The sequence below is a fragment of the Arthrobacter sp. PvP103 genome (genome assembly GCF_017833075.1).
Lineage (GTDB): Bacteria > Actinomycetota > Actinomycetes > Actinomycetales > Micrococcaceae > Arthrobacter.
Genome location: NZ_JAFIBQ010000001.1, coordinates 4,004,669 through 4,020,996, shown reverse-complemented (window position 1 = coordinate 4,020,996; position 16,328 = coordinate 4,004,669). Strand labels below are relative to the sequence as shown.

Here is a 16,328-nt window from a genome sequence, read left to right as displayed (position 1 = left end):
GTTAGATCTCCATCCCGAAGTGCTCGCTGAAACGTACGTCGCCTTCGATCATGTCGCGCATGTCGCCCACCTCGTTGCGGAACATAAGGGTGCGCTCGATGCCCATGCCGAAGGCAAAACCTGAATAGATGTCCGGATCGATGCCGGCGGCGCGGAGGACGTTGGGGTTGACCATGCCGCAGCCGCCCCACTCGATCCAGCGCGGACCGCCTTTGGCGCCCGGGTGCCAGATGTCCAGCTCTGCCGACGGCTCGGTGAACGGGAAGTAGTTGGGGCGAAGGCGGATCTGGGCTTCGTCGCCGAACATTTGCCGGGCGAAGTGCTCCAGCGTGCCGCGGAGGTCCGCCATGCTGAGCTTCTTGTCGATGGCCAGGCCCTCGAACTGGTGGAAGACCGGTGTGTGCGTGGCATCGAGTTCGTCGGTACGGAACACCTTGCCCGGGCAGAGGACATAGATGGGCACTTCGCGTTCAAGCATGGAGCGGACCTGAACCGGCGAGGTGTGGGTGCGCATCAGCAGGTGGGCCTCGGGGGGCTCCACGAAGAAGGTGTCCTGCATTTCGCGGGCCGGGTGGTCCGGCTTGAAGTTCAGGGCATCGAAGTTGAACCACTCGGATTCAACCTCGGGGCCTTCGGCGATTTCCCAGCCCATGCCGACGAAGATGTCCGCCACCCGGTCCTGAAGGGTGGACAGCGGGTGGCGCGCACCGGCACGACGGCGGCGCGGAGCTGCAGTGACGTCGACGGTCTCCTCAACGAGGATGCGTGCATCGTTCTCAGCTTCGAGTTCGGCGGTACGGTCCGCGAGCGCCTTATTGACGCGTCCGCGGGAAGCACCCATGAGCTTTCCGGCGGCGGCCTTCTGATCCTTCGCCAGGCCGCCGATTTCGCGGTTGGCAAGGCTCAGCGGCGACTTCTCACCGGTGTGTGCCAACCTCACGGCCTTGAGCTCGTCAAGGGTGGCGGCAGCGGCAATGGCGGCAACGGCGTGGTCTACGGCGGCAGTAATGGCGGCTTCATCCAGAGGATTCGGGATGGCAGCGCCCGGCAAAGTTTCAGTCATCTACTGTTCTTAGCTACGAGTCGGGTATCGCCAGCGAACTGTCCGGCTGCATTCGGGTCCACCGGCAGCGTGTCCGTCACTGGCTTGTCTTTCCGCGCGGCCGGGTTCAGGGACCGCGTGAAGCGACAAAGGGCAGGGCTCGCCGGAATTCGTCCGGCGGGCACTCTCCCCCAGTCTAGTTGAACGCGCCCGGCGGAACGCGCCACAGCCCGCAACGTGACTGCCCGCGGGCCGGAGAAGCGGGGCGGCGCGGCGGTTGCCGGCTCCCGATACCATGGCCTCATGACCGGCCCCATAACCCCAGGACAGCGGTTGCGGCAGATCACCAACGTGCTGAATGCAACGACGCTCATGGGCCTGCTGCTGGCAAGATGCGCAGGCACGGCCGTCCATGTTGGCCCGCGCGGCCTGCTCATCGCCACGGGTTACCGGTGGCGGCTCCCCGCCGCCCAGGCGTTCGCGGTGGGGAACGTCGTGCTGTTCCGGGCGGCGCCTGCGGAGGCTCTGTCCAACCCGGTATTGCTGGGACACGAGGAACGGCACAGCAGCCAATATGCCTGGTGCCTGGGCCTGCCGTTCCTGCCCCTGTACTTCATCGCAGCCGGGTGGTCTCAACTGCGGACGGGAAACCCGGGCTCCGCCAACGTCTTTGAACGCCTGGCGGGGTTGGAGGCCGGCGGCTACGTGGATAGGCGCCGCCGTGAAACGGGCAACCGCGGCACGAAAAAACCCCGGAAGGGCAGCGTTGCCCACGATGGAATTGAGGGATGACATGACCGAAAATGCGAGGACTGTAGCGGTGACCGGCTCGGGCACTGCCGAGGCAGTGCCCGACCTGCTGACTGTTTCCATCGGAGTGGAGTGCCGCCGGGAGGACGTGGGTGCCGCGTATGCGGCTGCCGGGAGGGCCGCGGCCGGGATATCGGCGGTACTGCGGGAGCACGGTGTACCCGATCCGGACATCAGCACCTCGGGCTTGAACGTCCGCGCGGACGTGGTGTGGAAGGAGGGCCAGGGCCAGACCGTCGCGGGCTACATTGCCTCAAGCATTTTGGGCGTTCGGCTGCGGGATGTTGCCGGTTCCTCGGAAGTCATCGCGGCTGCGGTGGCCGCCGGCGGCAATGACGTGCGGCTTAACGGGCTGGAGCTCGGCTTCGCGGATCCTGCCGCCGTCACGGCGCAGGCACGGGAGGCCGCCTGGCAGGACGCCCTGGCCGCGGCCGGGCAGTTCGCCTCGCTGGCGGGCGCCGAACTCGGCGCGGTGGTTTCCGTCACTCAGCTGCCCGGACCGTCAGGACCGATTCCGGTGGCAAGAATGCAGCGCGCCATGGCCACGGACTCCGTAGGGATCGAAGCGGGGCAGTCCCGCGTCTCCGCCACGGTGGACGTCGTCTGGGAGCTCCGATGACAGGCTAGTGAACGCTACCGGCCGGCAGCTTGATGTCCGCGGTGGTCGCCAGCGTGGTTCGTACGATGACGGCGAGCGCCTCCGCCATCACGGCGGCAGGCAGCGACGGGGTACCGCTGCCCCGGGGCACCTGCTGCGTCTCATACGGAACATGGATGAATCCGCCGCGGGCCGCAGGCGGACCGTTGCTGCCGGACTTTCCGCCTGCCGGACCGCTGTTTAACGCGTGCATGAGTGCGTAGAAAACGTGGTTGCAGACGTAGGTGCCCGCGCTTTGGGAAACCTCGGCCGGTATCCCCGCAGCACGGAGGGCCTCAAGCCCCGCCTTCACCGGCAACGAACTGAAATAAGCTGCCGGGCCGCCGCGGACCACTTCCTCGTCCACGGGACGGTTTCCGGCGTTGTCCGGGATGCGGGCGTCGTCGCAGTTGATGGCGACCCGCTCCAGGGAGATCCGCGGCCGGCCGCCGGCCTGGCCGGCGCAGACCACCAGCTCCGGGCGGTAACGCTGCAACGCATCCTCAAGCACCGTGATGGACTGCCCGAACACGCACGGCAGTTCCAGCGCCGCAACGGCGTGCCCCTCTTCCAGCAGGATCCGGGAGGCCTCTTCCGCCGCTTGCCAGGAAGGGTTGATGGTTTCGCCGCCAAAGGGTTCGAACCCGGTGAGGAGGATCATTGCCTCAGCCTAGCAACCCGGCACGTACGATGGTTTCCCCAGCGTCCTTGACTTAAATTCGAACATACCTTCGAATTGTATCCATGAGATGGGACGCACAAGCACTCCGGCCGGCGTTGGCGGACACCACCGCCGGCAACGCACCGGCCTCCGCCCCGGCCACCCAGGCGCTGCTGCCCCTGGCAGGGCTCATCCGTTCAGTTTCCACTCCGGAATTTGCCGGGGTCACTTTCCATGAGGTCACGGCCAAATCCGTGCTCAACAAAGTGGCGGCCGGTTCGCGCATGCCGTTCGAATGGACCGTCAATCCCTATCGTGGCTGCAGCCACGCATGCGTTTACTGTTTTGCCCGCAAGAGCCACACGTACCTGGACTTTGATGCAGGCCTGGATTTTGACAGCCAGGTGGTGGTGAAAATCAACGCAGCCGAGGTCCTCCGGAAGGAACTGGCCAAGCCTTCGTGGGGCCATCATCACGTGGCCCTCGGCACCAACACGGATCCGTACCAGCGGGCCGAGGGCCGGTACCAGCTGATGCCCGGCATCATCCGTGCGCTTGCCGATTCAGGGACTCCCCTGTCCATCCTCACCAAGGGGACGCTGCTGGCCCGGGACATCCCGCTCCTCAAGCACGCGGCCACCCAGGTGCCCGTAGGGATCGGAATTTCGCTGGCCATGACCGACGAGCAACTGTCGGAGGCGGTCGAGCCCGGCACTCCGGGGCCCAGGGCGCGTCTCAAGCTCGTCTCGAGGCTCCGCGATGCGGGGCTGCCGTGCGGCGTGATGGCCATGCCCATCCTGCCGTGGCTTTCCGACAGCGATGAAGCCTTGGACTCGCTGTTTGGCGCACTGGCTGCGGCTGGCGCCACCGGCGTCACCGCCGGGGCGCTCTACCTCAAACCGGGCACGCGTGAGTGGTTTATGCAATGGATCGCTGCCAGGCACCCCGAACTGGCGGGCCGCTACCGCCGGCTGTACGGGACCGGCTCCTACGCGTCCAAGGAATATCGCGAGTGGCTCGGGGGACGGATCCGCTACTTCAAGTCCCGTCACGGTTTTTACGGCTCGCACGGGTTCAGCCACCGAGACCTCGCCGGGGACCCCAGGGAAGAGGAAGCTCAGTACCCCGCCGGCAGCATCCCCGCAGCAAGAACGGGCGCGGGACCCGGCCAGGGTGTGGAGTCCGCCCAGCCCACGCTGTTCTGACCGTTCGTTACGATCCCGGCGAAAGGCGCTCCGAACCGGCAACGGCCGCCAGCAGGGCGCGGACAATCGGGAAATCTGCGGGTATCCACGGCAGGGCCAGAGCTTCGTCATTTCCCGCCAAGGCAATCCAGCGCAGCTCGTCGTGGTCTTCCAGGGGGCGGGGTTCTCCGTCGGCGATCTCGGCAAACCACACGCGCATCGAGGCCTTGGCATTGAGGGGCCAGCCGGCAGCTGTTTCAGCCGGCAGTTCAGCCCCGAGCCTGACCCCGATTCCCAGTTCCTCGCGGAGCTCCCGGTGCAGGGCGTCTTCCGCCGTCTCACGAGGCTCCACCTTCCCGCCCGGGAATTCCCACATGCCGGCAAACTGGGGTGGCGCCGTCCGCCGGGCGACGAGGAGCCGTGCAGGGGAACTCAGGGAATCCACAACGGCTCCGCCAACAACATTGATCAGTCCAGTCACCGCACCAGTCTATAGGGGACAATAGGGGTGGCTGGTTCCGTCGGCGAGCCGGAACGGCACTCACCGACAACGCGTTCACTCCGGAATACGGCCCCCTCCCTCAACGTTGAAGTAATCAGATTTTATGCTGCTTCCTGACTGAACCTTTGATAAATCAGAACTTTCGAGAAACAGGCCAATGACCTCCACGCCCACCATCAGCCCCGCCAAGTCCAGGGCCGGAACCAATCACCTCGCCTTAGCCATCGTGTCCCTCGCGATGGGCGGGTTCGGTATCGGCGTCACCGAATTCACCATGATGGGACTGCTCAAGGAGGTGGAACAGGGCCTGAACATCGGCACCCCGGAAGCCGGCCACCTCATCTCCGCCTACGCGCTCGGCGTCGTGATCGGCGCGCCGCTCCTCGCGGCGGTCGGCGCCAAACTCCCCCGCAAACACCTTGCCCTGGGCCTCATGCTGTTTTTCAGCCTGGCCAACCTCACGTCGTTCATCGCCCCGGATTACGGCACCATGCTGGTGTCCCGGTTCGCGGCAGGTCTGCCTCACGGAGCGTTCTTCGGCGTCGCCGCGGTGATTGCAGCTTCGCTGGTCGCTCCGACCAAGCGGGGCTGGGCGATTTCCATGGTGATGGCCGGGCTGACCGTCTCTAACGTCATCGGGGTCCCCTTCGCCACCTGGGTGGGCCAGGCATTCGGCTGGCGCCTGCTCTTCGTGCTCGTCGGCGTAATCGGGCTGGTGACGCTCGCGATGATCTGGAAGTTCGTCCCGTTCCACGAAGCGCACCCGGACGCCAGCATCCGCCGCGAACTTGGCGCCCTAAAGCGGCTGCAGGTGTGGCTCGCCATCCTGATCGGCATCGTTGGCTTCGGCGGGTTCTTTGCCACCTACACGTACATTGCGCACACCATGACCTCGGTGGCGGGAATCCCGCCCGCGTTCCTGCCCCTGGTCGTGGCTCTCTACGGCCTGGGCATGGTGGCGGGAAACATCGTGGGCGGGCGCATTGCCGACAAATCCGTGATGGGCACCATCTATTGGGTCCTGCCCGGCATCGCCGTCGCCCTGGTTGTCTACGCGGTGGCCGTCCACTGGCCGTGGTCCGCCTTCGTCATGGTGTTTGTGGTCGGCGGTGCCGGCTCGTTGCTGGTGCCGGCACTGCAGACGCGGTTGCTGGATGCCTCACCCGATGCCCCGTCCCTCGCGTCCTCGCTCAACCACGCGGCCCTGAACGTCGCGAACGCCCTGGGCGCCTTCCTCGGAGGCCTGGTGATCGCATGGGGATGGGGTTATGTTGCGCCCGCACTTGTCGGTGCCGTCCTGGCAATCCTGGGCCTCGGTGTGGCGGTAATCAGCGGCCTGCTGGAACGTAAAAGGCCGCTGGTTTCCTAGCCTGCGCCAGCAGGCAAGGAAACCAGCAGCCTTCCGCGGAACACGGCAGCCCGCGGCCGGGGTCAGACGTGCGCGCGCTCCACGTCCGGTTCAAGGTAGATGACCCGCGCAATGGGCACGGCGTCTCGGATGCGGCTCTCGGCGTCGTCAATTGCCGTGGCGATCTCCGCTCCGGTGGCGGCGGCGCCGACGCTGATCTTGGCAGCCACCAGCAGTTCCTCCGGGCCGAGGTGCAGGGTCTTCAGGTGGATGATTTTGGTGCCGTTGGCCTCGAGCGCGCTGCTGATCCTCACGACATCCGCCTTGGTGGCGGATTCGCCGAGCAGCAGCGACTTGGTCTCCATGGCAAGGACGATTGCAATAGCCACCAGCAGGAAGCCGATCATCGCGGTTCCGAGGGCGTCCCAGATACCGTTGCCGGTGACCAGCGTCAGGCTCACCCCGAACAGCGCGAACACCAGGCCCAGCAGGGCGCCCAGGTCCTCCAGCAGGATGACGGGGAGCTCGGGCTGCTTGGCATTGCGGACGAAGCGGACCCAGCTCTGCTTGCCCCGGATGTGGTTTGACTCGATGATGGCTGTCCGGAACGAGAAGGATTCCGCCATGATTGCACCGATCAGGACTGCCAGCGGAACCCACCAGAAGTCGCCTTCGATGGCATGGGGATGTTGAAGTTTCCCCCACGCCTCGTACAGGGCAAACAGGCCGCCCACGCTGAACAGCACAATCGAGACAATGAACGCGTAGATATAGCGCTCACGTCCGTAGCCAAAGGGGTGCTCGGGGCTCGCGGCACGCTTGGCCCGCTTACCGCCAATCAGCAGGAGCAGCTGGTTGCCGGAGTCGGCAACGGAGTGGATGGCCTCGGCCAGCATGGATGACGACAGCGTCAGGATGAAAGCGACGAACTTCAGTACAGCGATGGTCAGGTTTGCAGCCAGAGCCGCGACGATCGCCTTGGTACCGCCATTTGCAGCCACGTGAGCTTCACCTCTTCAGGGATTGCCGGAAAATTTGCAGGTTCGATCACCGCACAATGCTGATGCCCGCAAGGAATACCGTACCCGCCTGCCGCTGCCGGCCACACCACGGGCCACAGCGGATGACACCAAAAACATTGAAACTAAGCCTGCTGACAAGCAAACACACCCTGTGTTAGCTTGAATCCATAATCGGGACCCGTAGAGAGTTCCGACGAATATGTAGGAGGAGAAATGGGCTTCATTGGCTGGATCATTCTCGGACTCATTGTAGGAGCTATCGTCAAGGCGATCATGCCTGGCAAGGTCGGCGGCGGCTGGGTCACCAGCCTCGTTCTTGGTGTTGTCGGCGCCATCGTCGGCGGCTGGATTGGCGACCTGTTGTTTGGCGGCGGCAAAATGGAATTCTGGAACCTTGGTTCCTGGCTTCTTGCCATCGTCGGCGGCCTGGTAGTAGCCGGCATCTACGGCTTCATCACCGGCAGAAGCAAGACCACCTAACGACACCCACCACCGCTTAAGGCGCCGAGGTGCCTGATGGTGGAGATTGCGACGGCGGGGGCCCACCGGAAGGTGGGCCCCCGCCTTTGCGTTCACGCGCGCTTCTGCGAACGCGCACTTGCGTAGAGGCACACCGTGGCTGCGGTGCCCACGTTTAGGCTTTCCGCGGCGCCGTAGACGGGAACGGCCACACGGTGGTCGGCCAGCGCGAGTTCGGCGTCGGACAAGCCTTGGGCTTCATTGCCGAACAACCACGCGGTGGGCCGGCCAAGATCGTATGCCGACTCGGCGCCCGGGTTGCCCAGCCTCCGGGCAGCATTTTCGTCCTGGAGCTGGTCGAGGTCCAGCTGGCCGTATCCGTCGGCGGCCAGGACGCCGATCCCGCGTTCGCGGCAGGCAGTGGCGAGATCGGAAAGGTCCACGCCGAGGACTACGGGGAGGTGGAACAGCGAGCCGGCGGTGGAACGGACGGCCTTGGGATTGTAGATATCCACGCTCGAGGCCGTCAGGACGACGGCGTCGGCCCCGGCGGCGTCGGCTGCCCGCAGGACGGTTCCGGCGTTGCCGGGGTCCCGTACCTGGCACAGCACGGCAATCAGGCGGGGCCCGGCGTCGAGCACGGCTTCAAGGGCCACGTCCACAAAGGCGCAGACGGCGATAATGCCCTGGGGATTGACAGTGTCCGCCATGGCGGCGAGCACCTCGTCAGTGGCGAGCCTGGCGTTAACGCCCGCGGCCAGCTCCTCGAACTCGGGATAGCGGTCCAGGCAGGCCTCACTGGCGAATACTTCGTGGACCACGCCGGGCTCCCCCGCCGCCATCCTTTTCTGGTGGAGCACCAGGGCTTCGCGGACGGCCTGCGGCCCCTCAGCCAGGAACTGCCCGCGCTTTAAACGGGCCGGGCGCCCGGCAAGCTTTGCCACATCCCTCACCCGATCAGCTCGGGGGTTGGAGAGTGGAAGATCTTGCGGGCGCCCGGTTTCGTTCATATAAGAACTTTAGTGGCTATTGCCACGGGTTCTTGAACTACCCAAAGCTGGTACTACTTGGCAGCCTCTTCAGCAACAGGCTTCTTCGCTGCGGCCTTCTTGGCGGCGGGCTTCTTGGCAGCCTTTGCCTTCGGGGCGGCTTCGGCCGAGACGGCCGGCGCGGAAGTGTCGGCAGGCAGCGAGTCCTTGGCAACCTGCACCAGGGCAGCAAAAGCATTGGCGTCAGAGACAGCCAGCTCGGCCAGCATACGGCGGTCAACCTCGACCTCAGCGGCCTTCAGGCCCTGGATCAGACGGTTGTAGGTCAGGCCGTTGGCGCGGGATGCAGCGTTGATGCGCTGGATCCACAGGCGGCGGAAGTCGCCCTTCTTCTTCTTGCGGTCACCGTAGCTGTACACAAACGAGTGCAGCAGCTGCTCTTTGGCCTTGCGGTACAGGCGTGAACGCTGTCCACGGTAGCCCTTAGCGCGTTCAAGGATAACCCGGCGCTTCTTGTGGGCGTTGACCGCCCTCTTCACACGTGCCACGTGCGTACTCCTTCAGAATTCTTATCCCAAGCGACTACTGCCGGAACAACCGGCTGGCCTGAGAAGCCTTTTTGGTAGTTGACCGCTGCCAGGTGGCGAGCAGTCAGAGAACTTGGAACTTAGATGCCGAGCATCTTCCGGATGACCTTGGCGTCGCCCTTGAAGACGATCTTGTCGCCGGCAAGGCGACGGGTCAGCCTGGATGACTTGTGCTCGAGGTAGTGGCGGCGGTTGGCCTGCTGGCGGCGCAGCTTGCCGCTGCCGGTCAGCTTGAAGCGCTTCTTAGCACCACTGTGGGTCTTCATCTTCGGCATGGGAACCGATCTCCTTACGTATCCGCAGACAAGTCTGCAGTCTTTCGTGCAGCCACCCCTGCGGGCGGCGTGCTGGTTGCTTGCTGCGCTCAGGCGGTGCTTCGCGCAGCTTTGAACTAGTTGGTCTTCTTGGTACCCGGCTTGGGAGCAGCCGGCCGTGCCGCAGGCTTCGGCGCTGCGGGCCGTGCTACCGGCTTGGGCGGCGGCGACGGCACTCCTGCCGGCTTCGGCGCCACAGGGGCGGCCGCTGCAGGCCTGGGCGATTCAGGCGCCTTGGCCGCTGCGGGCTTGCTTACCGCAGGACGCGGTGCTGCCGCTGCCTTGGGGGCTTCGCGTTTCGGCGCTGCCTGCTTCGGAGCTTCCTTGACCGGTGCCGCCTTGGGAGCTTCCTGCTTCGGAGCTTCCTGCTTCGGAGCTTCCTCAACAGGTGCTTCCTGCTTGGGAGCTTCCTGCTTCGGGGCTTCCTGCTTGGGAGCTTCCGTGGCCGGAGCCTCGGCTTCCGGTGCCGCAACCGCTTCGGCGGGTGCCTGAGCGCTGGTTGAAGCCGTAGCAGCCTCGGCGCTAACCTCCGGCGCTGCCTCTTCAGTGTTCACAGCGAAACCCTCAGGAAGCAGGTCCGCCAGGGACTGCGTCATGGCGGGCTGGTCGCGGCTGACATCAACGCGGCCGCCGGCCTTGGCTTCGTTTTGCGCCTTCGCTTCAGCGCGCTGCGTTGCACGGCGCGCTTCTGCCTTGGCCTCAGCCTTGTTCTTCAGCGGACCCACGACCATAACCATGTTGCGGCCGTCGATGCGGGGGCTGGACTCCACAACACCCACTTCTGCGACGTCGTCAGCAAAGCGCTGGAGCAGGCGGATGCCCATTTCCGGACGCTGCTGTTCGCGGCCGCGGAACTGGATCATAGCCTTGACCTTGTCCCCGGCACCGAGGAAGCGGAGGGCGTGGCCGCGCTTGGTCTCGTAGTCGTGGGTGTCGATCTTCAGCCGGAAACGGATTTCCTTCAGAACCGTGTTGGTTTGGTTCTTCCGGGCCTCGCGTGCCTTGACGGCGGCTTCGTACTTGTACTTGCCGAAGTCCATCAGCTTGCACACCGGAGGCTTGGCCTGCGGTGCAACTTCAACGAGATCAAGGTCGGACTCGGCAGCCAAACGCAGGGCGTCCTCAATACGGACGATTCCTACCTGTTCACCTGCAGGGCCGACCAGCCGCACCTCGGGGACGCGGATACGCTCATTGATTCTTGGCTCGCTAATGTTAGAACTCCTGTTGTTGAGATGAGTATTCCACCGGCAAATAGAGAAGGCCCCCAATTGCCGGAGCAATCGAAGGCCTCGAAGATCGGATGTGCACTACCTCCGGAGAGGCTGTACGCGTTCCAGGCAGCTGACGCCGCCGTGGTTCGCCCGACCAGGTACCCGGCAACCTTGCTTCCATGGAAATAATTTCCGGGAAAACGGCTGACGCGGGTGGGAGAGAACTCCGCTTGCAAACTGAAGCCAATTCTACAGACAGAACCCCGAATACTGCACATTGGCAGCTGCGGGTTCCACATAGCAAAATAACGACATTCAGTCGGTCTGTGACAAGCTTACCAGTATGAGCACTTCAGACAGTAATTCACACGTTTTCGAGCCCGCCGCCGGTCAGCGGGAGGGCCAGGAGCAGGTATCGCAGCAGATCCGCGATATCTCCGAGGTCCCCGCCATCGAGGTCATCACCACCGCCGCTGTGCACCTCATGAGCGCGTCGGCCGTTAAGCTCGGCCTTGCTGCCGAGGAAAATGCCGAGGAGCTCAAGGACCTGGATGAGGCCCGGAAGCTGATCACCGCGCTGGCCGGGCTCGTGACCGCCGCAGCCCCGGAGATCGGTTCCCAGCACGCAGGCCCGTTGCGCGACGGACTGCGCTCCCTGCAGCTGGCGTTCCGCGAAGAGTCGATCATTCCGGACGCTCCGGGCAAGGGGCCGGGGGAAAAATACACCGGGCCGGTCAACTAGGCACTTCACCGGTTGCACGACGGCGGCGGCGGGCGGACCATTCCGGTCCGACCGCCGCCGCCGTCGTGTCTGTCCGGGACTTGAGCCGGCCTAGGCAATCGCGCCGCGCCGGCGCCGTCGATGCTGCAGCCCCAGTCCGAACAGGCAGAGGACAACGCCGGCTGCACCCACCGAGACAAACCCGGCGGACGGTCCGATTCCGTCGATGAACAAACCGGCCAACGGGGCGCCGAGGGCGACTCCCGCCGTGAGCGCGGACCCGTACCAGCCCATGGCCTCACCGCGGCGGGCCTCCTCCACGAGGTCGGCCACCTTTTCCGATGCAGCGGACAGGACCGGCGCACACAGCAGGCCGGGCAGCAACGACAGCAGGCACAGCGTCAGCGTGTCCCGGGCGAAGCCCATGGGGATCGTGAGGGCGGCCATGCCGAGCAAGAGGAGAATCGGTGAAACCGGCCTGTGCATGGCGCCGTAGAGAAGGCCGCCGACCACGGAAGCCGCACACCAGAAGACGAAGACCAGCCCGATCTCCGCCTGATGCCCGCCGGTCTCCAAGGCGGCCACGATCCCCACGTCCGTACCGCTGAGCACCATGCCCGCCCCTGCGGCCACGGCGAAGACCGCTGCCACGGCCGCGGTAAACCAGACGAAGTTGTGTGCCACTTTGTGCCGCAATCCTGAGCGACGGAGCTCACCTGCCGCTACTGGGGCGAGTTCCGCAGCAGCTTCCTGCAGATGCGCCGGAGCCGCCGCGACGACGGCCACTTCCGCGCCCTCCTGCTGGTCCGTTTCGTATTCGTCATCCGGCACCGCGCTGCGGGTGGGCGGGTTGAACCACATCAGGAAGAGTCCGGCCACGGAGGTGCACACGCCCACCACAGTCAACCCGAGAACCGAGTAACCGGCAGTGGCCACAATTGCGCCCGCTGCGGGGCCGAGCATAAAGACCAACTCCGTGGCGATCGCGTCCAGTGCGAAGGCCGTCCGACGCTGCTCACCGCTCGCCAGTACCCCCAGGGACTGGCGCACCACGCTGAAGATGGGCAGGGTGAGCAGGCCGCCGACGAAGACCAGCGCCAGCAGCCACTGGTACGAAACATGCGGCACCACAGACCAGATGACGGTCTCGGAAATGACGGAGGGCACAAGTGCCTTGCGAAGGCCTACGGTGTCAACCCTGCGTCCGCGCCACGGGGCGCCGAGGGCGATTCCAATAGTCATGACCGCCGCCGCAGCACCGGCGGCGGCATAACCCTCACCGAGGGTCAGGACGATGTGCAGCGTCAGGAGTACCCCGGCCGCTGAGTGCGGTATGCGGGCAATCATTCCGACAGTCAGCAGGCGCCTGATGGGCCTGACTGCCAGGAGCTCCTTGTAGAGAGCGAAATTCACGGGGTACGTCCTTCGTCCTGCCCAGGGCAGAACCGGGGTGTGACCCGCCTGCCGCCGACTACTTTGCTGCGCGCTGCAACTTTACCTCGATCGAATCAACCCGCTCGGCGAAGACCGCATTCCGGGACCACTCGGCGTTAAGACCTGCCACGATTGCCTGGACACCGGCCGCGTCCAGTCCGTCTGCCAGATACAGCACCACCCGGAGCTCCGGGCCCGGACCGCCGCCGGGCACAATGGCGCCGCCGGCTGTTGCCGAAGCGACACCGCCTCCCGCTTCGAGTTCCACACGCCTCACGGACGGGTAGCCGGCCGTTGCCTGGGCCATGGCGCGGGCAAGCTCCGGATCCGCGTAGGACGGCAGCCAATCCTGCTGCCGGGCGAGGGCCCAGACGGCCGGGCGGCGGACAACGAATGTGTACTCTGAACCGGGGTCCAGAACCAGGAGTTCAGCGCCTTCGGCCACCGCGGACAGCGCCGCCCGGGCGGCGTATACCGCCACCGGCCGGGCTTGCGGATGCCACGCGGACAACGCTGCTGCCGAGGTGAAGACCGGCATCGCCGTCCGTCCGTCCGGCGCTTTCAGTGTTACCAGCGCCATGTCTGCCTGCTTGTCCCCGTGCAGCTGGTCACCGTGGGCCTCGTCGCCATGGGCCCCGCCGCCGTGCGGGGTGTTACCTTGCGGAGCTGCCGGATGAACGCTTTCTTCGGCCAGCTGGGCAACGATCGGAACGAACACCCGGGCAGCGGCCAGCGACTCCACCACGGCAGCTTCGTCGCCTGCGGCCGAGCGGAGAGCCGCAACCGCGGCGAGGTAACCGGCGTCGGCCGTGCCGTCGTCGTCCTCGAAGTTATGGATCCTCGCATCCTCGCCGGCGAGGCTGCGGCCCGCCCAAGGCTGCCCGGCCGAATCCGTGGCGCCCCCGGAGCCAGCCAGTGCGGCTGCGATGTGGCCGGGCAGTTCCCGTGCTGGAGGTCGCTGTTCCATGATGGCTACCTGCCTAGCGGCGGCCTGCGACATCCAGCGCTTCCGGCAGCGTGAATGCACCGGCGTAGAGTGCCTTGCCAACGATGGCGCCTTCGACGCCCAGGGGAACTAGGGAGCGCAGGACCTTGAGGTCTCCCAGACTTGAGATGCCGCCGGAGGCCACCACCGGCTTGCCGGTCCGCTCCACCATCTTGCGGAGCAGCTCAACGTTGGGACCCTGCAGGGTGCCGTCCTTGGTGACGTCGGTGACCACGTACCGGGCGCAGCCGGCTTCTTCGAGACGTGCCAGCACGTCCCAGAGGTCGCCGCCTTCCTTGGTCCAGCCGCGGCCTGCCAGAGTGGTTCCTCGCACGTCGAGGCCGACGGCGATCTTGTCGCCAAAGCGGTCGATGGCGCGTGCCGTCCATTCCGGGTTTTCCAGCGCAGCAGTGCCCAGGTTGACGCGGGCAACGCCCAGGTCCAGGGCTTTCTCGAGTGACTCGTCGTCGCGCAGGCCGCCGGAAAGTTCTACCTTGATGTCCAGCCGGCCCACGACTTCGCGGAGCAGTTCCGCGTTCGAGCCGCGGCCGAAGGCGGCATCCAGGTCCACCAGGTGCACCCACTCGGCGCCCTGTTCCTGCCAGTTGAGCGCAGCTTCCAGCGGAGTGCCATAGCTTGTCTCGCTGCCGGCTTCGCCCTGGACCAGGCGGACCGCCTGGCCGTTCACGACGTCGACGGCGGGCAGCAGTTCCAGTACGGGCAGCGGCGTTTCGGTGGTCATCTTCAGGTCCTCAGGTTGTAGTGAAGCTGCGTAGATCGGGAGGTGCGGCGCCGGCTAGCCGGCCGGCAAGGTAAGCAGGTAGGCGGCCAGCAGCGCCATTCCGGCCAGAACGTAAAAAACAATTTGCGTCCAGAGGGGCTTCTGCTGCTGCCTGAAGGACAGCGCCCCGCCGACCAGCAGGCCGGCGAGGCCCATCAGGGCAATCGACCACATCTAGGCGGCCGGCCCGGCACTGGCGGGGGCGGCTGCGGCGCCCTGGCCGCGGCGCAGGCTGTTCACCCAGTTGCGGAGCAGCCGGGCACCGGCGTCGCCGGACTTTTCCGGGTGGAACTGTGTGGCGCACAGCGGTCCGTTCTCCACGGCGGCGATAAATGGTGCGCCGTGTTCGGACCAGGTGACCAGCGGCGCCGCCATGCGCGGCTGGATGACATCGAAGTCCCAGTGCTGCACACCGTACGAGTGGACGAAGTAGAACCGCTCGTTTTCGACGCCCTCGAAGAGCCTGGATCCTTCCGGAACCGTCACGGTGTTCCAGCCCATGTGGGGCACTACTTCGGCAGGCAGCAGTTCCACTTTGCCGGGCCACTCCCCCATGCCCTCCGCTTCGGTGCCGTGCTCGACACCGGCTTCGAAAAGCACCTGAAGGCCTACGCAGATGCCCAGGACGGGACGGCCGCCGGCGACGCGCCGGCCGATCATCCGTACGGCGTCCACTGCCTTGAGTTCGCGCATGACAGTTTCGAATGCCCCGACCCCGGGCACGAGCAGTCCGTCAGCATTGAGGACGTCTTCCGGCCTGGCGCTGAGGATGACCTCGGCGCCCGCACGCTCCAGCGCACGCACGGCTGACCGGACATTCCCGGAACCGTAGTCAAGGACGGTGACCGTGGGCTTGCCCTCGGGCGAAGCAGGCTTCACGTTCGCGGCGGGATCAAAAATGGCTCCGTCGCGAAGGACCGGCCCGGTCACAGTGCGCCCTTGGTGGAGGGGATGCCCTCCACGCGGGGATCCGGTTCAACGGCCGCGCGAAGTGCCCGCGCAAACGCCTTGAACTGGGCCTCCACAATGTGGTGCGGGTCCCGTCCCGCAATGACGTTCATGTGAAGGCAAATGCCGGCGTGCAGGGTGATGGCTTCGAAGACGTGGCGGGTCAGCGAACCCGTGAAGTGTCCGCCGATCAGGTGGTATTCCTGGCCCGCAGGCTCTCCGCCGTGTACCAGGTAGGGACGCCCGGAGACGTCAACCACGGCGTGTGCCAAGGCTTCGTCGAGGGGCACGGTGGCTTCGCCGAAGCGGCGGATGCCGGCCTTGTTGCCCAAGGCAGTCCGAAGGACCTCGCCAAAGGTGATGGCGACGTCCTCCACCGTGTGGTGGACGTCAATGTGAATGTCCCCGGTGGCCTTGACCGTCATGTCGATGAGCGAGTGCTTGGACAATGCGGTCAGCATGTGGTCGTAGAACGGAACCGAGGTGCTGATGTCCGAGACGCCGGTGCCGTCGAGGTTGATTTCGACGAGCACGGACGATTCGCTCGTGGAACGCTCCATGCGTGCGGTCCTGGCCTCGGCAGCAATGGATCCGTTGGTGCTCATGTGTTGTGTCCTTTGGATGTAAGGAGAAATAACGTCTGGTTACGGGGGGCGTGGGACTGGTCCCTGGGAACCGGGGGTCTGACTC

Annotated in this window: 20 protein-coding genes; 6 read left to right on the top strand and 14 right to left on the bottom strand. The window is 65.5% G+C overall.

Going from position 1 to position 16,328, the window contains the following annotated elements:
* Position 1: 1 nt before the first annotated feature.
* Positions 2 to 1,063 (bottom strand): phenylalanine--tRNA ligase subunit alpha, encoded by a 1,062-nt coding sequence (gene pheS, locus JOE41_RS18400; protein WP_011691349.1) that lies wholly within the window; start codon positions 1,061 to 1,063, stop codon positions 2 to 4.
* Between the two features lie 282 nt (positions 1,064 to 1,345).
* Between pheS and JOE41_RS18395 the strand changes: the two genes are divergently transcribed.
* Together JOE41_RS18395 and JOE41_RS18390 are read left to right on the top strand one after the other, a co-directional pair.
* Positions 1,346 to 1,834, top strand: coding sequence for a hypothetical protein (locus JOE41_RS18395; RefSeq protein ID WP_011691348.1), 489 nt, complete (start codon positions 1,346 to 1,348; stop codon positions 1,832 to 1,834).
* A 1-nt stretch (position 1,835) separates the two neighbouring features.
* On the top strand, positions 1,836 to 2,471 hold the full coding sequence (locus tag JOE41_RS18390; protein ID WP_209753177.1) for an SIMPL domain-containing protein: 636 nt from the start codon (positions 1,836 to 1,838) through the stop codon (positions 2,469 to 2,471).
* Positions 2,472 to 2,475: 4 nt separating this feature from the next.
* On the opposite strand, the gene pcp is transcribed toward JOE41_RS18390, so the two are convergent.
* Positions 2,476 to 3,150 carry a pyroglutamyl-peptidase I gene (pcp, locus tag JOE41_RS18385; protein WP_209753176.1) on the bottom strand — a complete coding sequence of 225 codons (675 nt, stop codon included), beginning with the start codon at positions 3,148 to 3,150 and terminating at the stop codon, positions 2,476 to 2,478.
* Between the two features lie 83 nt (positions 3,151 to 3,233).
* Here pcp and JOE41_RS18380 point away from each other — a divergent pair, with 83 nt between their 5' ends.
* Positions 3,234 to 4,355, top strand: coding sequence for an Rv2578c family radical SAM protein (locus JOE41_RS18380; protein ID WP_209753175.1), 1,122 nt, complete (start codon positions 3,234 to 3,236; stop codon positions 4,353 to 4,355).
* A 7-nt stretch (positions 4,356 to 4,362) separates the two neighbouring features.
* Here JOE41_RS18380 and JOE41_RS18375 read toward each other — a convergent pair whose 3' ends face one another.
* Entirely contained in the window at positions 4,363 to 4,815 is a 453-nt protein-coding gene (locus JOE41_RS18375) for a (deoxy)nucleoside triphosphate pyrophosphohydrolase (RefSeq protein WP_209753174.1), read from the bottom strand.
* 178 nt (positions 4,816 to 4,993) lie between these two features.
* Between JOE41_RS18375 and JOE41_RS18370 the strand changes: the two genes are divergently transcribed.
* Positions 4,994 to 6,205 carry an MFS transporter gene (locus tag JOE41_RS18370; protein WP_209753173.1) on the top strand — a complete coding sequence of 404 codons (1,212 nt, stop codon included), beginning with the start codon at positions 4,994 to 4,996 and terminating at the stop codon, positions 6,203 to 6,205.
* Between the two features lie 62 nt (positions 6,206 to 6,267).
* On the opposite strand, the gene JOE41_RS18365 is transcribed toward JOE41_RS18370, so the two are convergent.
* Positions 6,268 to 7,185, bottom strand: coding sequence for a cation diffusion facilitator family transporter (locus JOE41_RS18365; RefSeq protein WP_209753172.1), 918 nt, complete (start codon positions 7,183 to 7,185; stop codon positions 6,268 to 6,270).
* 234 nt (positions 7,186 to 7,419) lie between these two features.
* Between JOE41_RS18365 and JOE41_RS18360 the strand changes: the two genes are divergently transcribed.
* Positions 7,420 to 7,686 (top strand): GlsB/YeaQ/YmgE family stress response membrane protein, encoded by a 267-nt coding sequence (locus JOE41_RS18360; RefSeq protein ID WP_011691341.1) that lies wholly within the window; start codon positions 7,420 to 7,422, stop codon positions 7,684 to 7,686.
* 92 nt (positions 7,687 to 7,778) lie between these two features.
* Here JOE41_RS18360 and JOE41_RS18355 read toward each other — a convergent pair whose 3' ends face one another.
* From JOE41_RS18355 to infC, 4 genes are all read right to left on the bottom strand, one after another.
* A complete protein-coding gene (locus JOE41_RS18355) occupies positions 7,779 to 8,675 on the bottom strand; it encodes an RNA methyltransferase (protein ID WP_209753171.1) in 897 nt (298 codons plus the stop codon).
* 53 nt (positions 8,676 to 8,728) lie between these two features.
* The gene (rplT, locus tag JOE41_RS18350; protein ID WP_011691339.1) at positions 8,729 to 9,202 is read right to left on the bottom strand and encodes a 50S ribosomal protein L20; all 474 of its coding nucleotides are present in this window, start codon (positions 9,200 to 9,202) and stop codon (positions 8,729 to 8,731) included.
* Positions 9,203 to 9,321: 119 nt separating this feature from the next.
* The gene (gene rpmI / locus JOE41_RS18345; RefSeq protein WP_009358635.1) at positions 9,322 to 9,516 is read right to left on the bottom strand and encodes a 50S ribosomal protein L35; all 195 of its coding nucleotides are present in this window, start codon (positions 9,514 to 9,516) and stop codon (positions 9,322 to 9,324) included.
* 116 nt (positions 9,517 to 9,632) lie between these two features.
* Positions 9,633 to 10,826 carry a translation initiation factor IF-3 gene (infC, locus tag JOE41_RS18340; RefSeq protein ID WP_245201264.1) on the bottom strand — a complete coding sequence of 398 codons (1,194 nt, stop codon included), beginning with the start codon at positions 10,824 to 10,826 and terminating at the stop codon, positions 9,633 to 9,635.
* Positions 10,827 to 11,112: 286 nt separating this feature from the next.
* On the opposite strand from infC, the gene JOE41_RS18335 reads away from it, so the two are divergent.
* A complete protein-coding gene (locus JOE41_RS18335) occupies positions 11,113 to 11,511 on the top strand; it encodes a DUF1844 domain-containing protein (protein ID WP_011691337.1) in 399 nt (132 codons plus the stop codon).
* A 90-nt stretch (positions 11,512 to 11,601) separates the two neighbouring features.
* Here the strand turns inward: JOE41_RS18335 and JOE41_RS18330 are convergent, their stop codons facing one another.
* From JOE41_RS18330 to hisB, 6 genes are read right to left on the bottom strand one after another with little or no spacing between them, the layout of a single operon-like run.
* A complete protein-coding gene (locus tag JOE41_RS18330; RefSeq protein WP_209753170.1) occupies positions 11,602 to 12,903 on the bottom strand; it encodes an MFS transporter in 1,302 nt (433 codons plus the stop codon).
* Positions 12,904 to 12,961: 58 nt separating this feature from the next.
* Complete coding sequence (locus JOE41_RS18325) at positions 12,962 to 13,891, bottom strand: SseB family protein (RefSeq protein WP_209753169.1); 930 nt, start codon at positions 13,889 to 13,891, stop codon at positions 12,962 to 12,964.
* A gap of 13 nt (positions 13,892 to 13,904) precedes the next feature.
* Positions 13,905 to 14,651: a bifunctional 1-(5-phosphoribosyl)-5-((5-phosphoribosylamino)methylideneamino)imidazole-4-carboxamide isomerase/phosphoribosylanthranilate isomerase PriA gene (priA, locus tag JOE41_RS18320; RefSeq protein ID WP_209753168.1), complete on the bottom strand. Its 747-nt coding sequence runs from the start codon at positions 14,649 to 14,651 to the stop codon at positions 13,905 to 13,907.
* A 54-nt stretch (positions 14,652 to 14,705) separates the two neighbouring features.
* Positions 14,706 to 14,864: a hypothetical protein gene (locus JOE41_RS18315; RefSeq protein ID WP_209753167.1), complete on the bottom strand. Its 159-nt coding sequence runs from the start codon at positions 14,862 to 14,864 to the stop codon at positions 14,706 to 14,708.
* Positions 14,865 to 15,620: an imidazole glycerol phosphate synthase subunit HisH gene (hisH, locus tag JOE41_RS18310; RefSeq protein WP_011691333.1), complete on the bottom strand. Its 756-nt coding sequence runs from the start codon at positions 15,618 to 15,620 to the stop codon at positions 14,865 to 14,867.
* Positions 15,617 to 16,243, bottom strand: coding sequence for an imidazoleglycerol-phosphate dehydratase HisB (gene hisB / locus JOE41_RS18305; RefSeq protein ID WP_011691332.1), 627 nt, complete (start codon positions 16,241 to 16,243; stop codon positions 15,617 to 15,619). The genes hisH and hisB overlap by 4 nt, the downstream gene beginning before the upstream one ends.
* Positions 16,244 to 16,328: the final 85 nt, after the last annotated feature.